The 21,807-nt window shown below is 72.5% G+C and carries 22 protein-coding genes; 12 read left to right on the forward strand and 10 right to left on the reverse strand.

Annotated features, from left to right (window positions below; all coding sequences use genetic code 11):
* The first annotated feature begins 86 nt into the window (after positions 1–86).
* The 3 genes from ACIHEI_RS35545 (at position 87) to ACIHEI_RS35555 (ending at position 2,812) form a co-directional block, all read left to right on the forward strand.
* Positions 87–392 carry a hypothetical protein gene (locus ACIHEI_RS35545; protein WP_396609684.1) on the forward strand — a complete coding sequence of 102 codons (306 nt, stop codon included), beginning with the start codon at positions 87–89 and terminating at the stop codon, positions 390–392.
* Between the two features lie 33 nt (positions 393–425).
* On the forward strand, positions 426–728 hold the full coding sequence (locus ACIHEI_RS35550; RefSeq protein ID WP_396609685.1) for a hypothetical protein: 303 nt from the start codon (positions 426–428) through the stop codon (positions 726–728).
* Between the two features lie 188 nt (positions 729–916).
* Positions 917–2,812, forward strand: a complete 1,896-nt coding sequence (locus tag ACIHEI_RS35555) for a serine hydrolase domain-containing protein (protein ID WP_396609686.1) — start codon at positions 917–919, stop codon at positions 2,810–2,812.
* A gap of 12 nt (positions 2,813–2,824) precedes the next feature.
* Here the strand turns inward: ACIHEI_RS35555 and ACIHEI_RS35560 are convergent, their stop codons facing one another.
* A complete protein-coding gene (locus ACIHEI_RS35560) occupies positions 2,825–3,208 on the reverse strand; it encodes a VOC family protein (protein WP_387867340.1) in 384 nt (127 codons plus the stop codon).
* Between the two features lie 63 nt (positions 3,209–3,271).
* Between ACIHEI_RS35560 and ACIHEI_RS35565 the strand changes: the two genes are divergently transcribed.
* The 4 genes from ACIHEI_RS35565 (at position 3,272) to ACIHEI_RS35580 (ending at position 7,541) form a co-directional block, all read left to right on the forward strand.
* The gene (locus tag ACIHEI_RS35565) at positions 3,272–4,222 is read left to right on the forward strand and encodes a helix-turn-helix transcriptional regulator (RefSeq protein WP_396609687.1); all 951 of its coding nucleotides are present in this window, start codon (positions 3,272–3,274) and stop codon (positions 4,220–4,222) included.
* A gap of 10 nt (positions 4,223–4,232) precedes the next feature.
* Positions 4,233–4,496 carry an SRPBCC family protein gene (locus tag ACIHEI_RS35570; RefSeq protein ID WP_396609688.1) on the forward strand — a complete coding sequence of 88 codons (264 nt, stop codon included), beginning with the start codon at positions 4,233–4,235 and terminating at the stop codon, positions 4,494–4,496.
* Positions 4,497–4,862: 366 nt separating this feature from the next.
* Positions 4,863–6,035, forward strand: coding sequence for a magnesium and cobalt transport protein CorA (locus ACIHEI_RS35575; protein ID WP_392956796.1), 1,173 nt, complete (start codon positions 4,863–4,865; stop codon positions 6,033–6,035).
* A 168-nt stretch (positions 6,036–6,203) separates the two neighbouring features.
* Positions 6,204–7,541 (forward strand): hypothetical protein, encoded by a 1,338-nt coding sequence (locus tag ACIHEI_RS35580; protein WP_396609689.1) that lies wholly within the window; start codon positions 6,204–6,206, stop codon positions 7,539–7,541.
* A 77-nt stretch (positions 7,542–7,618) separates the two neighbouring features.
* Here the strand turns inward: ACIHEI_RS35580 and ACIHEI_RS35585 are convergent, their stop codons facing one another.
* The 5 genes from ACIHEI_RS35585 to ACIHEI_RS35605 form a co-directional block, all read right to left on the reverse strand.
* Positions 7,619–8,338 carry a sigma 54 modulation/S30EA ribosomal C-terminal domain-containing protein gene (locus ACIHEI_RS35585; protein WP_387867327.1) on the reverse strand — a complete coding sequence of 240 codons (720 nt, stop codon included), beginning with the start codon at positions 8,336–8,338 and terminating at the stop codon, positions 7,619–7,621.
* A 30-nt stretch (positions 8,339–8,368) separates the two neighbouring features.
* Entirely contained in the window at positions 8,369–8,896 is a 528-nt protein-coding gene (locus ACIHEI_RS35590) for a hypothetical protein (protein ID WP_387649016.1), read from the reverse strand.
* Positions 8,897–9,029: 133 nt separating this feature from the next.
* Positions 9,030–10,790, reverse strand: coding sequence for a cytochrome c oxidase subunit I (gene ctaD / locus ACIHEI_RS35595; RefSeq protein ID WP_396609690.1), 1,761 nt, complete (start codon positions 10,788–10,790; stop codon positions 9,030–9,032).
* A 526-nt stretch (positions 10,791–11,316) separates the two neighbouring features.
* Positions 11,317–11,730: a hypothetical protein gene (locus ACIHEI_RS35600; protein WP_392956803.1), complete on the reverse strand. Its 414-nt coding sequence runs from the start codon at positions 11,728–11,730 to the stop codon at positions 11,317–11,319.
* 222 nt (positions 11,731–11,952) lie between these two features.
* Positions 11,953–13,251, reverse strand: coding sequence for a globin domain-containing protein (locus ACIHEI_RS35605; protein ID WP_396609691.1), 1,299 nt, complete (start codon positions 13,249–13,251; stop codon positions 11,953–11,955).
* 219 nt (positions 13,252–13,470) lie between these two features.
* Here ACIHEI_RS35605 and ACIHEI_RS35610 point away from each other — a divergent pair, with 219 nt between their 5' ends.
* On the forward strand, positions 13,471–13,833 hold the full coding sequence (locus ACIHEI_RS35610) for a hypothetical protein (RefSeq protein WP_387649027.1): 363 nt from the start codon (positions 13,471–13,473) through the stop codon (positions 13,831–13,833).
* Positions 13,834–13,951: 118 nt separating this feature from the next.
* On the opposite strand, the gene ACIHEI_RS35615 is transcribed toward ACIHEI_RS35610, so the two are convergent.
* Complete coding sequence (locus ACIHEI_RS35615) at positions 13,952–15,172, reverse strand: glycosyltransferase (protein WP_396609692.1); 1,221 nt, start codon at positions 15,170–15,172, stop codon at positions 13,952–13,954.
* 7 nt (positions 15,173–15,179) lie between these two features.
* Entirely contained in the window at positions 15,180–15,971 is a 792-nt protein-coding gene (locus ACIHEI_RS35620; protein ID WP_396609693.1) for a MerR family transcriptional regulator, read from the reverse strand.
* A 245-nt stretch (positions 15,972–16,216) separates the two neighbouring features.
* Here ACIHEI_RS35620 and ACIHEI_RS35625 point away from each other — a divergent pair, with 245 nt between their 5' ends.
* Both ACIHEI_RS35625 and ACIHEI_RS35630 read left to right on the forward strand, forming a co-directional pair.
* Entirely contained in the window at positions 16,217–16,657 is a 441-nt protein-coding gene (locus ACIHEI_RS35625) for a hypothetical protein (RefSeq protein ID WP_396609694.1), read from the forward strand.
* A gap of 164 nt (positions 16,658–16,821) precedes the next feature.
* Complete coding sequence (locus ACIHEI_RS35630; protein ID WP_396609695.1) at positions 16,822–17,463, forward strand: restriction endonuclease; 642 nt, start codon at positions 16,822–16,824, stop codon at positions 17,461–17,463.
* A 94-nt stretch (positions 17,464–17,557) separates the two neighbouring features.
* Here ACIHEI_RS35630 and ACIHEI_RS35635 read toward each other — a convergent pair whose 3' ends face one another.
* Positions 17,558–18,064, reverse strand: coding sequence for an EF-hand domain-containing protein (locus tag ACIHEI_RS35635; protein WP_396609696.1), 507 nt, complete (start codon positions 18,062–18,064; stop codon positions 17,558–17,560).
* Between the two features lie 51 nt (positions 18,065–18,115).
* Positions 18,116–18,670, reverse strand: coding sequence for a hypothetical protein (locus ACIHEI_RS35640; protein WP_396609697.1), 555 nt, complete (start codon positions 18,668–18,670; stop codon positions 18,116–18,118).
* Between the two features lie 396 nt (positions 18,671–19,066).
* Here ACIHEI_RS35640 and ACIHEI_RS35645 point away from each other — a divergent pair, with 396 nt between their 5' ends.
* Positions 19,067–20,245, forward strand: coding sequence for a GDSL-type esterase/lipase family protein (locus ACIHEI_RS35645; RefSeq protein WP_396609703.1), 1,179 nt, complete (start codon positions 19,067–19,069; stop codon positions 20,243–20,245).
* Between the two features lie 383 nt (positions 20,246–20,628).
* Complete coding sequence (locus tag ACIHEI_RS35650; RefSeq protein ID WP_396609698.1) at positions 20,629–21,789, forward strand: PAS domain S-box protein; 1,161 nt, start codon at positions 20,629–20,631, stop codon at positions 21,787–21,789.
* The last annotated feature ends 18 nt before the right edge of the window (positions 21,790–21,807 follow it).

Here is a 21,807-nt window from a genome sequence, read left to right on the forward strand (position 1 = left end):
CGGTCGGCGGGTGGAGAGCGCGGCGCGCGCCGTCGTGTCGCCGGGGAGAAGCTGGAGTTGAGAGGACGGAGTCGTAGGAGGTTGCCATGACTCACAAGGCCAAGTGCGGGCCGGAGCGGGACCCGGAGTTCTTCAGGGACGTGGCCGAGGTGTTCGCGAAGCATCCGGGGGCGTCGAGGAGATACTCCGTGCGGTGCCTGGCCGCCGTGACCGAGGCGCTCGGGGTGGACTTCACGAAGCAGGTAGGGGTGTCGCGCGTCGAGGGGGACCGGATCGTGACCGAGTTCCGCAGCCGCGACGAGTTCCCGCACGAGGGTGAAGAGGAACCGCCGTGCTGCGAGTTGGCCGGCGATCCGCCGCACGAGTTCTGTGTCTGTTACTGCGGGCTCTGAACTCGCAGCAGCACGGACTGGCAGGAGGTTGCCATGACTCACAAGGCCAAGTGCGGGCCGGAGCGGGACCCGGAGTTCTTCAAGGACGTGGCCGAGGTGTTCGCGAAGCACCCGGGGGCGTCGAGGAGATACTCCGTGCGGTGCCTGGCCCTCGAGGCCGAAGTACTGGGAGTCGATTTCACGAAGCAGGTCGGGGTGTCGCGGATCGAGGGGGACCGGATCGTGACCGAGTTCCGCAGCCGCGACGAGTTCGGGAACGGCGAGGACGAGCCGCGGTGCTGCGAGTTCGCCGGTGATCCGCCGCACGAGTTCTGTGTCCGGTACTGCTTGTACTGAACTGCCGGAAGGCCGGGCTCGTGCCCCGGTCTGCGGGTGGACGGTGCGGCGCGCGCCGGAGTGTCGTGGGGGGCAGGGTGCGTGCCGCAGGGCAGGGTGCGTCCCGCAGGTGGGGGATGTGCAGAATGCATGTCGGGAGGTGCGTCAGGCACTGCACCGACCCCTGTGCCCGGCGCGATCGTTGATGCATGATCAATCGCCGAACCGCCGCCGTTCTCGGTCTCGCCCTCGCCGCCGCCCTGCTGCCGACCGCCGCGCACGCCGCCGCTCCCGTCGCCCCCGCCACGCTGGCCGGGCTGATCGACCGGACGGTGGCCGAGCAGTTGGGCCGGGACCGGATACCGGGGGCCGCCGTGGCCGTGGTGAGTGCGGACGGGGGCGTGTTCACCCGGGGTTACGGCGTCGCCGATGTCGCTGCCGGGACGCCGGTCGATCCGGACCGGACCGGGTTCTATCTCGGGTCGCTGGCCAAGCTGTTCACCGCCCAGGCCGGTGCCCAGCTGATCGTGGACGGGCGGCTCGACCCCGGCGCCGACGTCAACCGCTACCTCCCGGCCGGCAACCGGATCCCCGACAGCTACCCCGGGCACCCCGTCACCACCGACCACCTGCTGACCCACACCGCCGGTTTCGACAGTGACCTGGTCGGCGTCAACTCCACCACGCCGCAAGGGATTTCCGGCCTCGCCGACAGTCTTGCCGCGCACCGCCCGGCCCGGGTCCGCCCGCCCGGGACGGTGATCGCGTACGACAACTACGGCGCCGCGCTCGCCGGGCTGGTGGTCGAGCGGGTCAGTGGACGCCCGTTCGCCGAGCAGGTGCGCACCCGGGTCCTCGACCCGCTCGGGATGACCCGGACCTCGTTCGCCCAGCCGCACCCCGACGGGCTGCAACCCGCCCGCGGCTACCGGCCCGACGGCGCGAACGGCTGGGTGGAGGACCGCGGCCAGTACGGCCCGTGGACGCCCAGCGGCCCCGGCGGGATCACCACCGCCGCCGACATGGCCCGCTGGCTGCGCGCCCAACTCGCCCCCGACGCCGCCGGCCGGCTGATGCAGACCACCCACTACCGGCAGGACCCCGTACTGCCCGGCATGGGCTACGCCTACGAGGGCTGGACCCGCGACGGTTTCACCGGCTGGTTCAAGGACGGCGACCTGCCCGGCTTCCACGGCAACCTGCTGGTGCTGCCCGAACAGGGCCTCGGCATCTACGTGGTGTACAACGGCGACGGCGTGGACGGCGCGGCCAACTGGGACGGCAAGGAGCTGATCCGGGCCGTGGTCGACGCCCTCCCCGGCGCCAAGTCACCTTCGGGAAGCGGCAGTTCGGGGAGTGCGGCGGAGGCCGGGAAGGTCACCGGGACGTATCGGGCCGCCCGGGTCAGCCGGGACAGCCTGATGCGCACCGAGGAACTGTTCGGTTCCGTCACCGTCACCGCCGAAGGCAGCGGCCTGCGCACCGAAGGACTCGCACTCGACCCCCGGCACCCCGAACAGCACTGGCTGCCGCTCGGCGGCGACCGCTACCGGGAACGCGACGGGCAGGCCGAAATCGCCTTCCGCGACGGGGTGTTGACCGCGTCCGACAACCCGTCCACCGCCTACCAGGCACTGACCTGGCGGCAGGATCCCGGCCCGCGGCTGGCCGTCCTCGGCGTCGCCCTGACCGTGCTGCTGGGCGCCGCCGTCGCCGTCCCCGCCACCGCGATCGGTCGCCGACTGCGCCGGCGCCCCGCCCACCCGCGGCCCGCGCAGGCCGCCCGCGCCGCCGCCGCCCTCGCCGGGCTGCTCGCCGCCGGATTCCTCACCGCGCTGCTCGCCCTGGTCTCCGACGGCAACGCCATGATGGAGGCCGTCCCGCTCGGCACCCCGCTCGCCCTCGCCCCCACGTGGTGGGGCGCGGCCTTCCCGCTCGCCGCCCTCGCCGTCACCGCCGGCGCGGTGGCCGGCTGGCTGCGCCACTGGTGGCGCCTGCCCGGCCGGCTCGCGATGACGGTGACGGCGCTGGCCTGCTGCGCGTTCACGGCCTTCCTGGCCCAGTACCACCTGATCGCCGGGCCGCTCGGCGCGCTGCTCGGCTGAGCGGAGCGGCGATCAGCTCAGACGGGTGACGCAGAACGGGTGGCCGGCCGGGTCCAGCAGGACCCGCCAGCGCTCGTCCGGCTGGAACTCGGGGACGACGGCGCCCAGTTCGACCAGTCGGGCCTGGGCGGCGTCCAGGTCGGCGACGTCCAGTTCGATGTGGGCCTGCTTCGCCCCGGACTCGTCCGGCCAGGACGGCGGGCGGTGGTCGGCCACCCGGTTGAACCCGAGGCCGGCCGCGCCCTCCTGGCCGAGCAGGACGAAGTCGTCGGTGGAGTAGACGACGGGCAGGCCGAGGGCGTCGCCGTAGAAGCGGGCCAGTTCGGCCGGGTCCGCGCAGTCGAAGGTGACGGCGGCGTAGCGGATCGCAGGTGCGGAGGTGTTTCCAGTGCTCATGGGGGAGACGCTACGACCGGACCAGGACAGGTTCGGTCCTGGTCGTGCGGCACACTTCGGGGCGTGCTCACCACCTCCGCCCGGCTGCTGCGCCTGGTCTCCCTGCTCTCCACCCGGCCGTCCTGGACCTGCGGCGAACTGGCCGAGCGGCTGGCCGTCACGGACCGCACGGTGCGACGGGACATCGCCCGGCTCCGGGAGCTCGGCTACGGCGTCGAGTCCGACGCGGGCCCGTGGGGCGGCTACCGGCTCCGCCCGGGGGCGCGGGTGCCGCCGCTGATCCTCGACGAGGAGGAGGCGCTCGCGGTGGCCGTCGGGCTGCGCGAGGCCGCGCTCAGCGGCGTCCTCGGTGGCGACCAGGCCGCGCTGTCGGCGCTGCTGAAGCTGCGCCAGGTCCTGCCGCCGCGGGCCGCGGAACGGCTGGGCGAGCTGGACGCGGCGCTGGTGCACACCCCCAGGAACGGTGAACCGCCGCTCGCGCCGGGCCAGTTGCTGGAGCTGGCCGCCGCCTGCCGGCGGGGCGAGCGCAGCCGGCTGTCGTACCGCGACCAGCACGGGAAGGCCACCGTCCGGGACGTCGACCCGTACCGGCTGGTCAGCACCGGGCGCCGGTGGTACTTCGTCGCCCGGGACGTGGCGCGCGGCGAGTGGCGGACCTTCCGCGCGGACCGGGTCGGCCGGATACGGCCCACCGGGCGCCCGGTGGAGATCGTCGACCCGCCCGATCCGGCACTGCTGGTCGCCGACTCGCTCGGACGCGCCACGTACCCGCTGTACGTGACGATCCGGCTCCCACTGCCGCTCGACCGGGCGCTGCGCCTGATCCCACCGACCGTCGGCACCCACCGCCCCGACGGCCCCGACGCCACCATCGCCGAGATCGGCGGCCCCGACGCGGACGGCCTGGCCGGCTACCTGCTCGGCCTTGCCACACCGCTGCGGGTGCTGGCGCCGGACGAGGTGCGGCAGGCACTGGTGCGGCGCACCCGGGAGCTGCTCGACGCCAACGCGTGATCCATCGGGGTTGATGTTGATCTGTGGTGGGGGCCACCAGGAGGATCGACCCGAGCGGCACTACAGTTACGCCATCCTGCAGGCGCCGTTCCCGGCCGACGGCTACGTCTCGACCATCCGGGTCCACGCCGTCCCCGGCAGGGACGACCTCGCCGAGGTCCAGTGGTCCGGCCGCTTCAACCCCGTCGGCGCCACCGAACAGCAGGTCGTCGACCTGTTCACCGGCATCTACGCGGACGGCCTCGACGCCCTCCACCAAGCCCTCACCGCCTGACGCCGCACACCACCCGCACGGCCCGGACACGCACCCGCGTGGCCGGGCCGCGGCATGTCCGGCGGAGCCCACGACGTCCCCCGGGGCCGGGGGGCGGGGGAACGCGGGGCTAGACTGGCGGCGGTCGCGACGCCAGGGTGCGTCCGGAGTGTGAGGAGGTGAGAGCCGTGGAGTGCAGTAGTCCGGGTCGAAGTCGGCCCCGCTCCGGGAAGTTCTCACCCGCTCCCGGCCCCCGGACCCTCCGTCCACGCACCGCCCGCTGAACGCCCCGCGTTCCCCGGCCCTGCCACGCGGACGGACCACCGGGGCCGGCCGTCGCCCCCCGTGCGGGGTGCGACGGACCCAGACCCGTGGAGGTACCCCGCCATGTCCGACTGGCGTGTGCGCGCCGTGCGCGCAGGCAAGCGACCGTTCGGCCGCAGCCCCCGGCTCGTCTCCGACCACTCCGTGGCCCCCGAGCACTCGATGGACCCGCGCTCCGACCAGAACGCCGACGACCGCGAGCCCGCCACCGCGGAACGCTCCGTGGTCGACGCCGCCGTCTACCGCGACGGCCACCGAATAGAGTCCCCCGCGAGCCTCGCCGAGATCTACCGTGACCTCCCCGGCAAGCCCGGCACCATGGCCTGGATCGGCCTCTACCGCCCCGCCGAAGCCCAACTCGTCGAAGCCGCCGAGAAGTTCGACCTCCACGAACTGGCCCTCGAGGACGCCATCGTCGCCCACCAGCGCCCCAAGCTGGAACGCTACGGCGACACCCTCTTCGTCGTGCTGCGCGCAGCCCGCTACCTCGACGACGTCGAAGAAGTCGACTTCGGCGAGATCCACCTCTTCGTCGGCCCCGACTTCGTGGTCACCGTCCGGCACTCCCAGTCGCCCGACCTCTCGAGGATCCGCGGCCGCCTCGAAGCCGACCCCGACCTGCTCGCCCTCGGCCCCGAAGCCGTCCTCTACGCCGTCCTGGACGCCGTCGTCGACGGCTACGCCCCCGTCATCGCCGGCCTCCAGCACGACATCGACGAAATCGAGACCGAAGTCTTCGGCGGCGACCCCCGCGTCTCCCGCCGCATCTACGAACTCTCCCGCGAAGTCATCGAACTCCAGCGCGCCACCGGCCCCCTCCTGGAAATCATGCGCGCCCTCGAAGCCGGCTTCCAGAAGTACGGCACCGACGAAGAACTCCAGCGCTACCTCCGCGACGTCGCCGATCACGCCACCTACGCCGCCGAACGCGTCGACGGCTTCCGCCAGATGCTCCAGAACATCCTCACCGTCAACGCCACCCTGGTCTCCCAGCGCCAGAACGAGGAAATGAAGCAACTCGCCGAAGCCGGCCACGTCCAGAACGACGAGATCAAGAAGATCTCCTCCTGGGCCGCCATCCTCTTCGCCCCCACCCTCATCGGCACCGTCTACGGCATGAACTTCGACGAAATGCCCGAACTCCACTGGGCCTTCGGCTACCCGTTCGCGATCGGCCTGATGGGTGTGGTCTGCGGGAGCCTCTACCTGATCTTCAAGAAGCGCAACTGGCTGTAGCCGCGGCGGCGGGAAACACCTCTGCCCCCACCGCGTGCACCCCTGCGCGGCTTGCGTGCCCCACCGGGTTCGTTCGTACCGTCACCGGGTCCGAAGTTCCGCAACGGTGGGGGTGCTGTGAGAAGACCGGTGGAGACGGTACTGACGGATCTCATTCAGGAGTCGATCGTGTCGGTCCGCTCGGGCGAGGGCCTGCTCGGCAGAGTGGCGGCGGTCATTGCGGCCGACGACAGGAAACGGGCGGACAAGGACGAGGACCCGCTGCGCCGTAAACCGCTCCTCGCGCCACTGGCCCCTGCGGAGTCCGGGGACCTGACCGTCGCCATGTGGGATGTCCTGCACACCCTGGCATCGGTGACCGCGCTGTCGGAGAAGGGTGCGGGGCGGGGGCTGGCGGAGCACTGGGGCGCACTCAACTACAACCAGGCGCTCGGCGTCGGCGGGCAGCTTCAACTGCTCGGCCCCGGCCAGTACCTCAAACTGACCGGCGAAGGCCGGGGGATAGGCGAGTACTACAAGCACCAGCAGTCGCGCGACCTCGGTACCGGGCTGGCCCTCACGATCGCCAAGCACGTGCTGGGGCAGCGGTACCCCGACCACTGCGTGTCGATCCTGCCCGCCGAGACGGTGCTGCGCGCGGGCCCAGGACTGACCGACCGGCGGAAGAAGACGGGGGAGGGACGTACTTCCAGTCATCCGTACCGCCCGCAGTACCTGGCCGAGATCTGGCGCCCCGGGGAGGCGTCCCTGGTGGTGCCGATCGTCTCCAAGGGCAACCACGGGAATGCCGTCAGGTCGGCCGAACAGCTCGCCTCCGCCTCCGCGCATGCCGAAGGGATGCACATCGGCGAGTGGAACGAGACCCAGGGGCTGCTGTTCAGCACGGAGTTGTCGCGGGCCGGCGTGGTGACCGTGCACGCCCTTCAGGCCCCGGGCCGGGGCGGCCGGCTCCACCTGCCGGCCGGAGAACAGCCGGTGAGTCTGGACGGACAAGCCAGAGACCGGCCACCGGTCGGGGGCGACCACGATGCCGCACCCGCGTGGCACCTCGGGCCCAAGGACTTCCGCTGGTTCCAGGAGGCCCTCGGCCGGACCGAGGCGGCCGGCCTGATGGCGTTCACCGACTCGGGCGACGGCACCGCGCAGTATCTGACAGACCACCAGGGAGCCAAGCGCTTCGACGGCTACGAGCACGCCGCCGGCGTCGGCCGCCGGGGCATCGAGAAGACGCTCCTCGGAGTTCCGTACGTCGGCACCGACCACGTCTTCCGGCTGAACGGCCGCCGGGTCGAGGCGTACTCCGGTGTGGACGCGGAGCTGTTCGACCTGCTGAGGAAAGGGCGAGTGGAGGAGTATCGCGCCGCCGTGCACGAGACCCACAAGATCCGGCCCTGGCTCGGCCGGGACAGGGAGTGGGGTGGTCCCGTTTCCGTCCATCCGGACGGGTCGGTGTTCGCGATTCGGGTGATGAAGAGTCGGCCGTGCGACGGCTCCTGCGAGAAGTGACCGACCGTCAGAGCGTCCGGTCCGGGCAGTACTGGACGTGAAGTTGGTGGGTGACGGCCGGAGTTTCGGCCGGGTTCTCAGGCCGGGACGACCAGGGCCAGGTGGCCGTCGAGGCGGCGGTAGAGGAGGCGGCCGCGGCGGGTGGTGGGGTCGGTGAAGAAGAGGTAGGGGAGTTCGGCGGTGGTGAGGCGGGTGGCGGCCTGGGCGGCGGTGAGGGGTGGGGCGGGGTGGGGGCTGAGGGTGAGGGGGGTGGCGGGGTGGGTCGGGGGTGCGGCGGGGAGGGTGCGGGCCAGGCGGTAGCCGGTGGGGCCGACGCGGTGGACGACGGCGTCGGTCTCGGTGGCCGGGTCGGTGAAGAGGTGGATGTCGTAGTCCATGGCGTCCAGGGTGCGGACCGCCGCGTCGGGTGAACACCACACCAGCGGGGCCGACTTGATCCGGACGATGCGCTCGGTGCCGGTGGCCGGGACGCCGATCGCGCGGTCGTTCTCGGAGGGCCAGGGCCGGGGCCGCCAGCTGGAGGAGACGGTGCGGATGCGCCGGCTCAGCTCCTCGGCGAGCCGGTCGGCGGCGTCGCCGATGGTGCGTGCGGCCAGTTGGACCCGGACCCGGCGCCCGTCGACCTCGGCGTTGACCTGGGCGAGCACCCGTCCCGGCGCGCCGGCCAGGCGGATCCGGACGGCTTCGACCAGCGCGGAGGCGTCCCGCGCGACGGCGTTGACCCGGGCGCGGGCGAGGGCGGCCGCCTCGCCCGGCAGGCCGGCCGGGTGCGGGGTGATCGACTCGGCGACGTCCATGGCTGTGCTTCCTCCGGGGGGAGAAGGGGTTCAGTGCGGGCGGGTGCGGTTCAGGGCGACCAGCAGGATCAGCAGGCACAGGCCGACCGACCCGGCGACGGTCACCACCGCGGAGCCGGCCGGCCCGGGGCGTCCCGCCAGCAGGGTCGCGGCGGCGGTCGCGGCGGCGATCGCGAGCCCGCCGGTCACCCAGCCGACGGTGGCGGCGGAGGGGCGCACGCCGCGGACGGTCGGCAGGTCGTACGGCAGGCTGCCCCAGGCGCGGTCCTGTTCGCGCCGGTCGGCGCTCCTCTCGGCTGCGGCGAGGACCCGCAGCGCCGCACCCGACAGGGCGCCGGTGAGGGCCGCCCCGAGCGGGACGTGCCAGCTGAGCGGGGTGGTGAGCAGGATCGCGGCGGCGGCCAGTCCGGACCACCAGAGCAGGCAGCCGGTGGCGGCGAGGCGGGCGGCGCGCGGGCGGTCCGCGCCGGCCCGGAGGTCGAGCAGCGCGGGCAGGTACCAGGCGCTGCCGGCGGCGGTGAGTGCGGCGGTGCCGAGGGCCAGGACGGGGTGGGCCATGGCGGGGCCTCCAGAGCTGAGGGGTGCCGTCCCCGCCCCGCCCGTGCCGGGAGATACGGCGGGGCGGGGACGGCGGTTGTGGGCCCGTCGGCCCGGGAGCGGGGGCCGGCGGGGGTTGCAGCGGTCGGAACGGTCAGTCCTCGGAGGAGGACGCGGCGAGCTTGCGGCGGTCGCGCTCCGAGAGGGAGAGCTTGGCCGGGGTGACGTCGGCGAGGTGCGGAGCCGGCTTGCCGTGGTTCTCGATGTAGTCGAGCGCGGCGATCTCCGGGTGGTGCAGGTCGAACGCCGGGGACTCCGAGCGGATCTTCGGCAGCTTGCTGAAGTTGTGCCGCGGCGGCGGGCAGGAGGTCGCCCACTCGAGCGAACGGCCCCAGCCCCACGGGTCGTCGGCGTTGACCTTCTCGCCGTACTTGGCGGTCTTCCACACGTTGTAGATGAACGGGAGGATCGACAGGCCGAGCAGGAACGAGCCGATGGTGGAGATCATGTTGAGCGTGGTGAAGCCGTCCGCGGCCAGGTAGTCGGCGTAGCGGCGCGGCATGCCCTGGGCGCCCAGCCAGTGCTGGACCAGGAAGGTGAGGTGGAAGCCGATGGTGAGCGTCCAGAAGGTGATCTTGCCGAGGCGCTCGTCCAGCATCTTGCCGGTGAACTTCGGCCACCAGAAGTGGAAGCCGGCGAACATCGCGTACACCACGGTGCCGAACAGCGTGTAGTGGAAGTGCGCGACCACGAAGTACGAGTCGGAGACGTGGAAGTCCAGCACCGGCGCGGCCAGCAGCACGCCCGTCAGACCGCCGAACATGAAGGTGACCAGGAAGCCCGTCGCCCACAGCATCGGTGTCTCGAAGGACAGTGAGCCCTTCCACATGGTGCCGACCCAGTTGAAGAACTTCACACCGGTCGGGACCGCGATCAGGAAGGTCATGAACGAGAAGAACGGCAACAGCACCTGGCCGGTGACGTACATGTGGTGCGCCCACACCGTCACCGACAGGCCGGCGATCGCGATGGTGGCGGCGATCAGGCCCGAGTAGCCGAACATCGGCTTACGGCTGAACACCGGGACGACCTCCGAGACGATGCCGAAGAACGGCAGCGCCAGGATGTACACCTCGGGGTGGCCGAAGAACCAGAACAGGTGCTGCCACAGCATCGGCCCGCCGTTCATCGGGTCGAAGACGTGCGACCCGAACTTGCGGTCCATCTCCAGGGCGAGCAGCGCGGCCGCCAGCACCGGGAAGACCATCAGCACGAGCAGCGAGGTCAGCAGCACGTTCCAGGCGAAGATCGACATCCGGAACATCGTCATGCCGGGCGCGCGCATGCAGATGATCGTGGTGATGAAGTTGACCGCGCCGAGCACGCTGCCGAAGCCGCTGAACGCCACACCCATGATCCACATGTCGGCGCCGACGCCGGGGGAGTGGATGGCGTCGGACAGCGGCGCGTAGGCGAACCAGCCGAAGTCGGCCGCGCCCTGCGGGGTGAGGAAGCCGGCCGCCGCGATCAGCGAGCCGAACATGAACATCCAGTACGACAGCATGTTCAGCCGCGGGAACGCCACGTCGGGCGCGCCGATCTGCAGCGGCATGATCCAGTTCGCGAAACCGGTGAACAGCGGCATCGCGAACAGCAGCAGCATGACCGAGCCATGCATGGTGAACGCCTGGTTGAACTGCTCGTTGGAGAGGATCTGCGTCCCCGGGCGGGCCAGCTCCGCCCGCATCACCAACGCCAGCACGCCGCCGATCAGGAAGAACGCGAATGCGCTGACCAGATACATCGTGCCGATCGTCTTGTGATCGGTTGTGGTGAGCATCCGCACTATCGCGCTGCCCGGTGTGCGTCGTGGAGCGGACTCAGCCGTCCCTCGACTCGCCTCGATGGCAGCCATCGGCCGCCCTCCTTCGTCCTTGCCGAACCTGGTGGCGCCGCCGCCCGACGGGCCGTCACCCGCCATGACAGGAGACGGACGACGCGACGCCCGCGACCGGGCGGCGGCGCAATGCCGGACCACCCGGTCCGCGGGGTGCTTCCGGGGAGTGGAGCACCTTCGCCGAGCGGCGGCGCTCCATGCTCGTTCGTGGGCGGGTCCGGGCCCCAGGGCCGATGGTCCCGCCCTTGGCGGCCCGACGTCCCCGGTCCACGGGCCCCTCCGAGCCGAACGGCCCGGGGGCGGGAGGGACTGACGGGCCACCAGGTACCACCAGGTACCACCAGCTCAGGGGCCGGGCGGGCGCGAATGTGCAGCATCGGCACAGCGGGGACGCGGACGGGGCGTCGAGGGGGCGCGGACGGGGCGTCGAGGGGGCGCGGGAGGGACGCCGGGTGGTGCTGCGGGGACGCGAACGGGCGCCGCAGGGACGCCCGTTGGGTGCGCAGGGGTGCGGACTGTGCGCCGCAGGAGGGTGGACGGGCCGTCAGGCCGCGACGGGGTGGTGGTGGCTGTGGCGGGCGTCCGCGCCGTGCAGCGTGCGCAGGCCGGCCATCAGCAGCGCCGGGTCCTGACGCAGCCACAGCCGGACCGCCGCGCCCAGCGCCTCGCACGGGGTGCGCGGGCGGACGCCGCTCAGCTCCGTCATCCGGTCGGCCAGCGCGGGCAGCAGCTCGGCCAGCTCCGGCGGCAGCCACACCGTCACCGCGCAGGGCGCGAACCGCCGCAGCTCGTCGGCGAGTTGGGGCGTACCGCCGGTGAGTACGGAGGGCAGTACGTCCAGCAGGGCGTCCGACACCACCTCGGACACGTCGCCGCGGTGTCCGTGTGCCAGACGCCGTAGCAGCGTCCGGTCCTGGGTGGTGAGTCGGACAGCCAGCATGACCTCGTCGGTTTCCATCGCTCGGCCTCTCCGGGCACCCACGCCCAACCCGACCGGCCCGCCGAATGCGGGCCGGACACAGACAACGCTGACCTGTTGACCTGGGTGTCACTGTCCCCAAGTCGGAAACGGCGGGGGAAGGGCCGAACGGCCCCGTCCGCCGGGGCCTGACGGCGGGCCGACCCGCCAATGGGCCGCCAATGGGCCGCCTTTGGGCCGCCTTCCGGCCGCCCCGGGCCGTCAGTGCTCGGCGCGGGTCACCCCGTCGTAGCGGATCCGCTCGTCCGGGACACCCGCGTCCAGCAGCAGCGAACGCGCCACGGCGACCATCCGCGGCGGGCCGCTGAGCAGCGCCAGCCCCGGCACGCTCTGGTGGCCGCGGAGCATGGCCGCCAGTCCCTCCAGGTCCGGGCCGAGCACCGGCGTCAGCTCCAACCAGGAACGGTTGGCGGCGAGTTCGACCAGCGACGGCCAGTCGTACAGCTCCTCCCGGCCGCGCGCCGCGACCACCAGCCGCACCCGGCGGCCGCGGGCCCGGTGTGCCGCCGCGAACTCCTCCGCCAGCGCCTTCATCGGCGCCAGGCCCGTCCCGCCGCCGACCATCAGCACGTCGCGGTGCGGGTCCGCCCCGTCGAAGTCGAGCGAGAGCGAGCCGCGCGGCGGCCCCACCCGGACCTGGTCGCCGACATTCGTGCCCTCCACCAGTGCCGCGCTCAGCCCGCCCGGCGAGGTCCGGCGGACGTGGAACTCCAGCACCCGGTCCTCGCGCGGCGCGCACGCCACCGAGTACGGCCGCCAACTGTGCGGCAGCAACGGCGACTCCAGCGCCGCGTACTGCCCCGCCCGGTACGGGTACGGCTCGCCGGTGCGCACCCGCAGCACCGCCAGGTCCGGGCGGCGCCGCTCGTGCCCGACCACCTCGCCGTGCCAGAACGGCGGCTCGGTGGCCGCGCCCTCCGCGCCCGCGACCATCGCCGCCACCGCGAACCGCAGCATCCGCGTCCAGGCCTCCTCGACCTGCACCGTCCAGGCGCGCCCGCCGCGCACCCGCAGCGCGGTGATCAGCGACTCCTCGAACGCCTCGTAGTGCGCCGGCCACACCCCGAGCTTGCGGTGGTCCGCGCCCAGCGCCCGCAGCCTGGCGTCGAGTTCGACGGGACGGTCGAGGTGGTCGATCAGGTGCTGGAACATGTGCCCCAGGTGCTGGCGCTGGAACTCCATCGACTCCGGGAACAGCCGCCGCAGGAACGGCCTCCGGACGAACATCGCGTCGTACAGCACCTCGATCAGCGCGTCGAACGGCAGCAGCGGCGCCAGGTGGCTCACGATCAGGTCCCGGTCCCCGGGCTCCGGAAGCTGGACCGCCGGCCGCCGCGGGCCGGATGACTGTCCGGTTGGCGAGAGGATGCTGCGGCGCAATCGCATCGCGTGGTGGCGGGCGAGCAGGCGATCGTACTCCGGGCTGAAAGCGTCCTCGTCGTAGGAGCCGATGGGGGTGGGGGTGGCGGTGCGCGGAGCGCCGCTGCTGGTGTACTCCATGAACGTCAGGTTAACCACCCGCGAAGATGAGTTGATCATGGACTGTTCGGCCGCCCGGAGGAGGGACGTTCGGCCCTTGACCTGGTGCGATGCCTGCGGTCGAGGGGTTGTCCACGGGCTCGCCGCGGACGGTGCGGCGGGCCGTGGGGTGGGCGGTGGGGCGGTGGCGGTGGCGGGCGGTTCGGCCCGGGGGCTCGGGGGTGTCCTACGCTGGAGAGCATGTCGAACCCCGATGGGCTGCTCGTCGAGATCGCCGCGATGGTCGAATCCGAGCACAGCAACCAGATGTCCCTCACGGTGGTCGTCCCCGGCGCCGTGATCACCGGCAGGCTCGCCCCTGTGGCCCTGTGGTGGGAACGCGTGGCCGACGTCCTCCAGGCCTCCGACCACCTGAAGCCCTTTGCCGCCCTCTTCGCCCCACCCGCCGAAGCCCCGCCGGCCCGCCCCACCCACCTCCACCTGCACCGCGCGAGGATCCTCCAGGGCGACTTCGGCCTCCCGCACACCGGAGGCATGTACCGCATCGCGATCGGCGACATCAGCGCCTGGTCGGTCGGAGACCTCAGCTACTCCGACGCCTGAGCACCACCCGCTCGGCCCCGCCGTGAACGTCCGTCCCGCGGTGGTGAATTGAGGGCGTCCTGCCGGGCCGGATTCCGTCCCGCCCCCGGTGTCTTCTGCCGGGTCACCGGGGGCACGTTCAGGCGGCGGCCCGGGTCAGCTGGGCGACCAGGTCGACCGCGCGGGCCGCGCCGTCCTCCTTCGCCATCCGGTCGGCTGCCGCTGCCGCGTGTTCCCGGTGGGAGGGTTCGGTGACCGCCAGGCGGATCGCGGCGGCGAGGCGGTCCGCCGTGAGACCGGCGAACGGGATCGGGGCCACCGCGGCGCCGATCGCCGTCAACCGGCGGGCCCAGAACGGCTGATCGGCCGTCACCGGGACGGGGACCGAGGGTGCTCCGGCGCGGAGCGCCGCCGCTGCGGTGCCCGCGCCCGCGTGGTGGACGACGGCCGCCATCCGGGGGAAGAGCGCGGCGTGGTCGAGCCGGCCCACCGTGAGGACGTCGTCCGCGTCCGCCGTCAGGCCCGCCCAGCCGGCCTGGAGGATGCCCCGCCGGCCCGCCGTGCGCAGCGCCTCCACCGCGAGGCGGCCCAGGCGCTCGCCCTGGCCCGCGCCCATGCTGCCGAATCCGATGAACACCGGGGCCGGGCCGGCCGCGAGGAACTCCTCTACTGCGGAAGGGAGTTCACCGGTGGGGGCCGGCCACCAGTTGCCCACCACCTCCAACCCCGGCCGCCAGTCCGCCGGGCGGCGGACCAGCGCGGTGCTGAACCCGTGCAGCGCCGGCCACTGCTCGCGGACCAGCCTGCGGCGCATCGCCGCCCCGGAGAGCGGCGGCAGGTCGAGCCGGGCCCGCAGCTCCGCCACGGCGTCCCGGTGCAGCCGGTCGACCACCCCCAGCGCGGCCCGTCCCGCCGCCCGGTTCCCCCACCGTCCGAGCGACCTGGTGCCGCCCACCACCGGCCCGAACTCCCCCGTGGGCTCCACCGGTTGGAGGTACACGCCCGCACTGGCCGCCCCCAGCGCCTCCGCCACGTGCCACCCCAGCGGCGCCGTCGACGTGGACAGCAGCAGCACGTCCGCCCCCGGCTCCGCCACCTCCGCGATCCCGCGCCCGAGCTCCCCGACGAACTCCTTCGCCCGGCGCAGCATCCCACCCCGGCCCTGCCCGCCCTGGCCCTGCCCGCTTTGGGGGTCACCCGGCAGCGGCCGGAACTCCAGCCCGCACCCCTCCACCATCGTCCGGTAGCTGTCGTGCGTGGCCAGCGCGACCTCGTGCCCCGCCTCCGCCAGCCGGACGCCGAGGCCCGTGTACGGTGCGACATCGCCGTGCGAACCCGCCGCCGTGATCAGAATGCGCATCTGTGCTTCAACCCTCCATGATGCGACGGGCGTTGGCCTCGATCGCGGCGTGCAGGAACTGCGCCAGCCCGGGCAGCTGCTCGGACGGCGGGACGAGCATCGCGAACGCCCGCGGATCGGTCAGGTAGTCGTCCGCGATCATCCGGTGCGACTCCGGCGGACACGCCGTGAACCACCGCTCCACATGCGCCCGGTGCTGCTCCGCGAGATCCATCGCCCGCTCACCCCCGGCCGGCTGGCCGTCCTCGAACGCGACGATCAACTCCCGCCGCCACGCGGCCGATTCGGCCATCAGCTGCCGCCAGTCCTCCTTGCTGTGCCGGGCCGCCCGCTCCATCGACTCCCGCTGCCGCGCACTGTCCGCCCACTTCAGCTGCGCGTCCGTCGCATAGCTCAGATCCCAGCGAACCTCACCGAAGATGTCGAACCGCTCCTCCGGCGAGAGCCGCACGCCCGTCCGTTCCATCTCGATGGCCTGCTCGGCGACTTCCACCATTCGCTGCAACTTGGCTATCTGTTCATTGAGTTGACGGTGCCGTTCGCGCAGCGGGCCGAGCGCGGTGGCTTGCGGGTCGGTCAGGATGCTGCGGATCTCCTCCACCGGGAAGTCGAGCTCCCGGTAGAACAGAATCTGCTGGAGCCGCGCCAAATCCCGGTCGTTGTACAGCCGATACCCTGCCGCACTCCGCTCACTCGGCGAAAGCAATCCTTCCCGGTCGTAATAGTGCAAAGTCCGCACCGTTATCCCCGCGAATCCCGCCACCTGCCCCACCGAATAACTCGCGCCTCGCTCAGTCACACCCGTCTCCTCTCGCGCACCGCCATGCTGAACCCTGACGCCAGGAGAGGGTCAACCCGGGGCCGGTCGCCGCCCAGGGAGTCGGCGCCTATGACGTACCCGCGTTCAGGAGCGTGGCGTGCCGGCCACGATCCGCGTCCTCCGCACCGGTTTTTCGTCCCCGACTCCGAAGCCGTGTAGCTCGGTCGGGCGAGCCGGGCGCGCGGCGCGGCCGGTGACGGGGCAGCGGCCGGTACGGTCCGGCCGTGACCACCTACCCCGCTCCCACCGCTCCCACTGCTCCCACCGCTCCCACCGCTCCCGCCGATCGACCGCACCGCGGTATCTGGGCCTGGCTGGCAACCAGCATCGCCACCGCGGCAGCGGCGGCGGTGTGGGCCTGCCTCGTCGCCGGGCTCGCCCCCGGCCTTCGTGCCACGGGATTCGGGCCCGTGGAGGCCTGGGCCGTGACCGCGGTCCTGCCGGCCCTCGCCGCTTTCGCCGTCCGCCAGCGGCTGCTGCTGGTCCCCGTCGGTGTGCTGACGGTCGTGCTGCACCACCATGCCTGGCATCAGCAGCAGGGACCTGAGTTCGGCTGGGGCTGGTTCCCCGCGCTGGGCGAATCCTCCTGCGTGCTGTTCCTCGGCGTCGCGCTGCCGTGGATGGTCCACCTGCTCCCGGCGCTCTCACGCGCCGAACAGAACTGACGGCCCGTCGCCCGAGCGGCTTCCGTCGCCGGCCGTTCGGCCGCTGACCGTCTCGATCCGGCCAACCCACCTGCACTCCCGGCCGGTTGGGCCTGAATCCGACCGCAGGAAGCCGTCACCCCCTTACGATCACCGCCAGCAGCCTGGTCCGGAGGGGGAGCATCGTGGCACGCAGGCCAGCCCGTCGCCGCCGTCGCAGTGCAGCCCGCCGCGCGCAGGCCCGCCACCACGGCATCGTCCTGTTCACCCTCACGACCGCCGCGGTCATCCTGGCCGTGCTCCTGCTCGACTGGCTCCTCCACCACCTGCTGCTCCTGCTCGGCCTGCTCGCCGCCGCCCTGGCCGTCGCGGTGCTGGTGGTGCGCGGCCGGGTGGCGGCGTCGAGGCGGGAACACGAGGGGCAGGTCGCGCAACTGCGGCACATCGGGGCGTTCCAGTCGATGAGTCCGAAGGAGTTCGAGCACGCGCTGGCGGTGCTGTGCCGGCGCGACGGCTGCACCGAGGTCACCGTCGTCGGCGGCGCCGGCGACCTTGCCGCCGACGTCCTGGCGACCACCCCGGCCGGGCAGCGAATCCTCATCCAGGCCAAGCGGTACGGGCCGAAGACGCTCGTCGGCTCCCAGGACGTGCAGAAGGTCAACGGCACCTACCGTGACGTCCACCGCTGCGACCTCGCACTGGTCGTCACGACCAGCACCTTCACCAAGGCCGCCGCCGCGTTCTGTGCCCAGGTCGGGATCCGCGCCGTTGACCGCCGGGCCCTGGCGCTGTGGGCGGAAGGAACCGGCCGACCGCCGTGGGGCTGATCCCTCCGCCCGGACCGGGTCGACCAGCCCGCCGCGCTCCGGCGGCTGCCTTCCGTGATCGTCCGCCGGCGCCGAACGTGCCGGGGGAGGGCGGTCAGTACAGGGAGTCGCCCATGGGGGAGCCGTCGCCGGTGACGTAGGCGCGGATCGAGGCCAGGTACTCGTCGCGGCCGACCAGGCCGTCCGCGTCGGTGTCCAGGGCGTCGAAGGCGGCGTCGGCGTGGTCGGGCCGGTTGCCGAGGGCCTGGCGGAGCGCCGTGAACTCGGAGCGTTGCAGGGCGCCGTCCTGGTCCGCGTCGGCGAGGTCGAACAGGGCGGCGAGGGCGTGGCGGCAGACGTGGTCGAACTTGTCCGCGTCCACCCAGGCGTCGTACTCGGCGAAGGTCATGACGCCGTCGCCGTTGGCGTCCATCGCGGCCCAGGCGCGTTCGCCCGCCGCGAGGGCGGCGAGGACCAGGGGGTCGTCCGGCGTCCGGCCGGTGGCCCGGCGGGCTCGTTCAATGCGGACGAAGTAGTCGTGCCGGGAGGCGGTTCCGTCGCCGTCGGTGTCGAGCATCGCGTAGACGCGGGCCTTGGGGCTGGTGAGTTGGGCCGGGAGCATGTCGGGTCGTCCTTCGTGGTGCGGGCGTCGAGGGGTCGTTCAGGAGTCGTTTCAGTGGCTGAGGCGGAGCACGAGCGTCGAGTCGAGCGCGGTTTCGCCGGCCGGGGTGCCGCAGCCGGCGCCGAAGCTGGTGCCCACCGCCTTGAGGGTGTCGCCCGCGAACTCCGCGCTGTCGCCGGTGACTTCGCCGCTGACGACCAGTGAGGCGGTGCCGTTCACCTTCACGACGTCGGTCTTGTCGAACTTGAAGGTGGAGGTGGTCTTGTCGCTCCAGTGGACGGTCGTGGTGGAGGTGTCCCCGTGCTCGTCGCCGGTGCACTCCGTGGCCGGCATGGTGACGGTCCGTTCGAAGGTGCCGGAGGCCACGGGCGCGCCGGCGGGATCCACGCAGGTCACGGTCCCCGTCATCGCCAGTGTGTCGGGGACCGGAAGGTTGGTGCCGCCGGCATCGACAGCGCCGGTGAAGACCCCGTGGCCGCGGAGGACGCACGTGGCATCGGTGGTGGGTGTGGCGGAGTAGGCGCGGGCGGAGGTGTCGACGATCAGCGGCAGCGTGGCGAGCAGTGGGGCGGAGGCCAGCAGGGTGCCGCGGAAAGCGGTCTTCATGAGGGTGCTCTCCCGTTTGTCCCGGTTCGGGTGGTGATGGATCCGTAGGACAACGAGCTTCAGGAGCACGGGTTTCGGGTATTCCGCCGCACGGATGAAGCGAGGGCCGGCGGGTACTGGGCAGCACACTGTACGTGCGGCGCTCGACGAGGGGCGCGGCCCCACGCTTCGGCCGGCCCCGGGGAGCAGCCGGACGGGGGAGCAGCCGGACGGGGGCGGCCGCTGCGGGTCGTACCGGGGATCATCCCCGCGGGCCCCGATCATTGGACCAGTACTCCCGTCCCATCAGCACGGAATCTCCAACTCGGGTCGCTAGGTTCGGGGAGGGGCCAGATGGCTCCGGCCGGGCACCCGCCCGGCCGGACGGGGCCGAGGCGAGGAGGGGTGGCAGTGACGATGCGGGAGTACCCGCTGGCGGGCGGGCCGGTGGAGGTACGGGGCGCGCTGGACCTGGAGGCGACGGCGGCGGGGGTGATGCCGCGACGGTTGCCGGCCTGGACGAAGGAGCAGTACCAGGACCCGTCGGTCTACGGGGGCACGCTGATGCCGTCGGGGGTGCGGCTGGTGTTCCGCACCGATGCGCGGGTGCTGGAGTTCGTGGTCCTCACCTCCACCGGGCAGCTCGACAGCGACCCCCGCCCCCGGCCGACCGGGATGCTCGAACTGACGGTGGACGGTGTGCTGTTGGGTCGCCGACGAGCACCGTTGGGGAACGTGTGGCGGATGGCGGCCCCTGGGGCAGCGCCGCGGCTGATCCCGGGAGAACCTGGGACGGCGCGCTTCGCCGGGCTGCCGGCCGGGATGAAGAACGTCGAACTGTGGCTGCCGCAGCAGACCCCCACCGAACTGGTGGCGCTCCGGGCCGACGGTGAGATCCTGGCGCCGCTGCCCGACGGTCGTCGCCGGTGGGTGCACCACGGAAGTTCCATCAGCCACTGCCTCGAGGCCGACGGCCCCACCGGCACCTGGCCCGTGGTGGCGGCGTCGCTCGGGGGCGTGGAAGTCACCAACCTCAGCCAGCCCGGCAACGACATGCTGGACCCCTACGTCGCCCGGACCATCCGCGACCTGCCCGCCGACCTGATCAGCATCAAAACGGGCATCAACATCGTGGGCCTGGCCACCTTCCGGCTACGGACGTTCGGTCCGGCCGTCCACGGATTCCTCGACACCATCCGGGACGGGCACCCCGACACCCCGCTGCTGGTGATCTCCCCGGTCAGCTGCCCCGCACTCGAGACCCACCCCGGCCCGACCACGACCGGCCGCGACGGAAAGGTCACCGCACTGGGCGACCCGGCCGAACTGGCCCGCGGGGCACTGTCGTTGCAGGTGGTCCGCGACGAGCTGGCAAGGATCGTCGCACTCCGGCAGGCACACGACCCTCACCTGCACCACCTCGACGGCCGCGACCTGCTAGGCCCCACCGAGACGGCCGACCTCCCCGACGGCCTGCACCCCTCCGCCGCCGCCTACCGCCGCATGGGCGAACGCTTCGCCGCCCACGCCTTCGCCGCCGATGGCCCGTTCCGGCCGGGGACCGGTGAGGGCGCTCCGGCGGGGGAACGGGGGTGACTGCCCGTCGTACGTTGACCCTCCCCGCCGATCTCCCAGCCACCGGCAGGAGACGGACGGCACCGCCACCGACCTGATCGCCGGCCTGGCGGGTCGCCACCCTCGACCCGGAGGGCGTTGAGCTGCTCGTCCGCCATCTCACGGCCCGGTGACCCGGCGCGACCCGGTGCCCGTTGGAGCAGCGGCCGACTGCCGAGCAGGGACGCGGTGGCCGGTCGTCGGCATGCTGGGTCCGCCCGGTAGCATCAGCGCGGACGGGACCGCAACGTCGCCCGTGGATGCCCGACCCGGGCCGTACGAGAGGGGAGATGGGGCCGACTATGACGACGACACCATCGATAGGCGAGCAGGAGCCCCAGGCGACTGTGCGTGAGCTTGAGTCCATGCTGGACGCGGTCACCGATCAGGCTTTGATCAAGATCAGCCCAAGTGGGCAGGTGGTTCGCTGGAGCCGCGCTGCCGCCTCGATGACGGGTTACACCGGCGCCGAGATGGTGGGGCGGTCGGTGTCGGTGCTGCACACCGCGGAGGATCGCGACGCCGGACTGCTGGATCAGGAACTGGCCGCGGCAAGCAAAGAGCGCCGGTGGAGTTTCGAAGGCTGGCGGATCCGCAAGGGGGGCGAGCGTTTCCTGGCCAGGGTCGCTCTGACGCCGGTTCTGGACGAAGAGGGCGCAGTGACCGGCTTCGTCCTGGCCCTGCGGGATGTCACCGAAAGTGCGCGGGCCGAGTCGCTGTTCCACGGTCTGCTGGAGTCGGCCCCGGACGCCATGGTGATCGTCGGCCCGGACGGGCGCATCGTACTGGTCAACCGGCAGACCGAGACGCTGTTCGGCTTCGATCGCGGGGAACTGGTCGGCCGGGAGATAGAGGTGCTGGTACCGCCGCGGTACCGCGACCGCCACGTGGGCCACCGCAACGGCTTCCTCACCGGCCCCCGGCTGCGGCCGATGGGCGCGGGACTCCAGCTGTCCGGAATGCGCAGGGACGGCACGGAGTTCCCCCTCGAGATCAGCCTGAGCCCGCTCCAGACGGCCGATGGTCTGCTGGTCGCCGCAGCGATCCGCGACGTCACCGAGCGCAGGGAGACCGAGCAGCGGCTGCAGCGCCAACGCGACGAGATCCTGGAGCTGTCCACGCCGGTGATCCAGGTGTGGGACAAGGTACTCGCGTTGCCGATCATCGGGACCCTGGACACCCTGCGGGCCACCCGGCTGACCGAGGGCCTGCTGGAGAAGATCGCCCAGACTCAGGCGGAGGTGGCGATCCTGGACATCAGCGGGGTGCCCACCATCGACACCCAGGTGGCTCAGCATCTGCTGAAGACCGTCCAGGCGGCTGCGCTGATGGGGGCGGTGAGCATTCTGAGCGGGGTGCGGCCGGAGACCGCGCAGTCCATGGTGCACCTGGGCATCGACATGGGGCGCCTGCGGTCGCGCAACACCTTGCAGGACGCGTTGCAACTGGCGCTGGCGCTGCTGGCCGAGCGGGCCGGGACCGCCGAGACCGCCACCCGGGCGCTGTCCATGGGGGGTTCGCTGTGAGCGACGACGTCGTACCGG

It is taken from the genome of Kitasatospora sp. NPDC051984 (assembly GCF_044593455.1).
In the GTDB taxonomy this organism is placed as follows: Bacteria; Actinomycetota; Actinomycetes; order Streptomycetales; family Streptomycetaceae; genus Kitasatospora.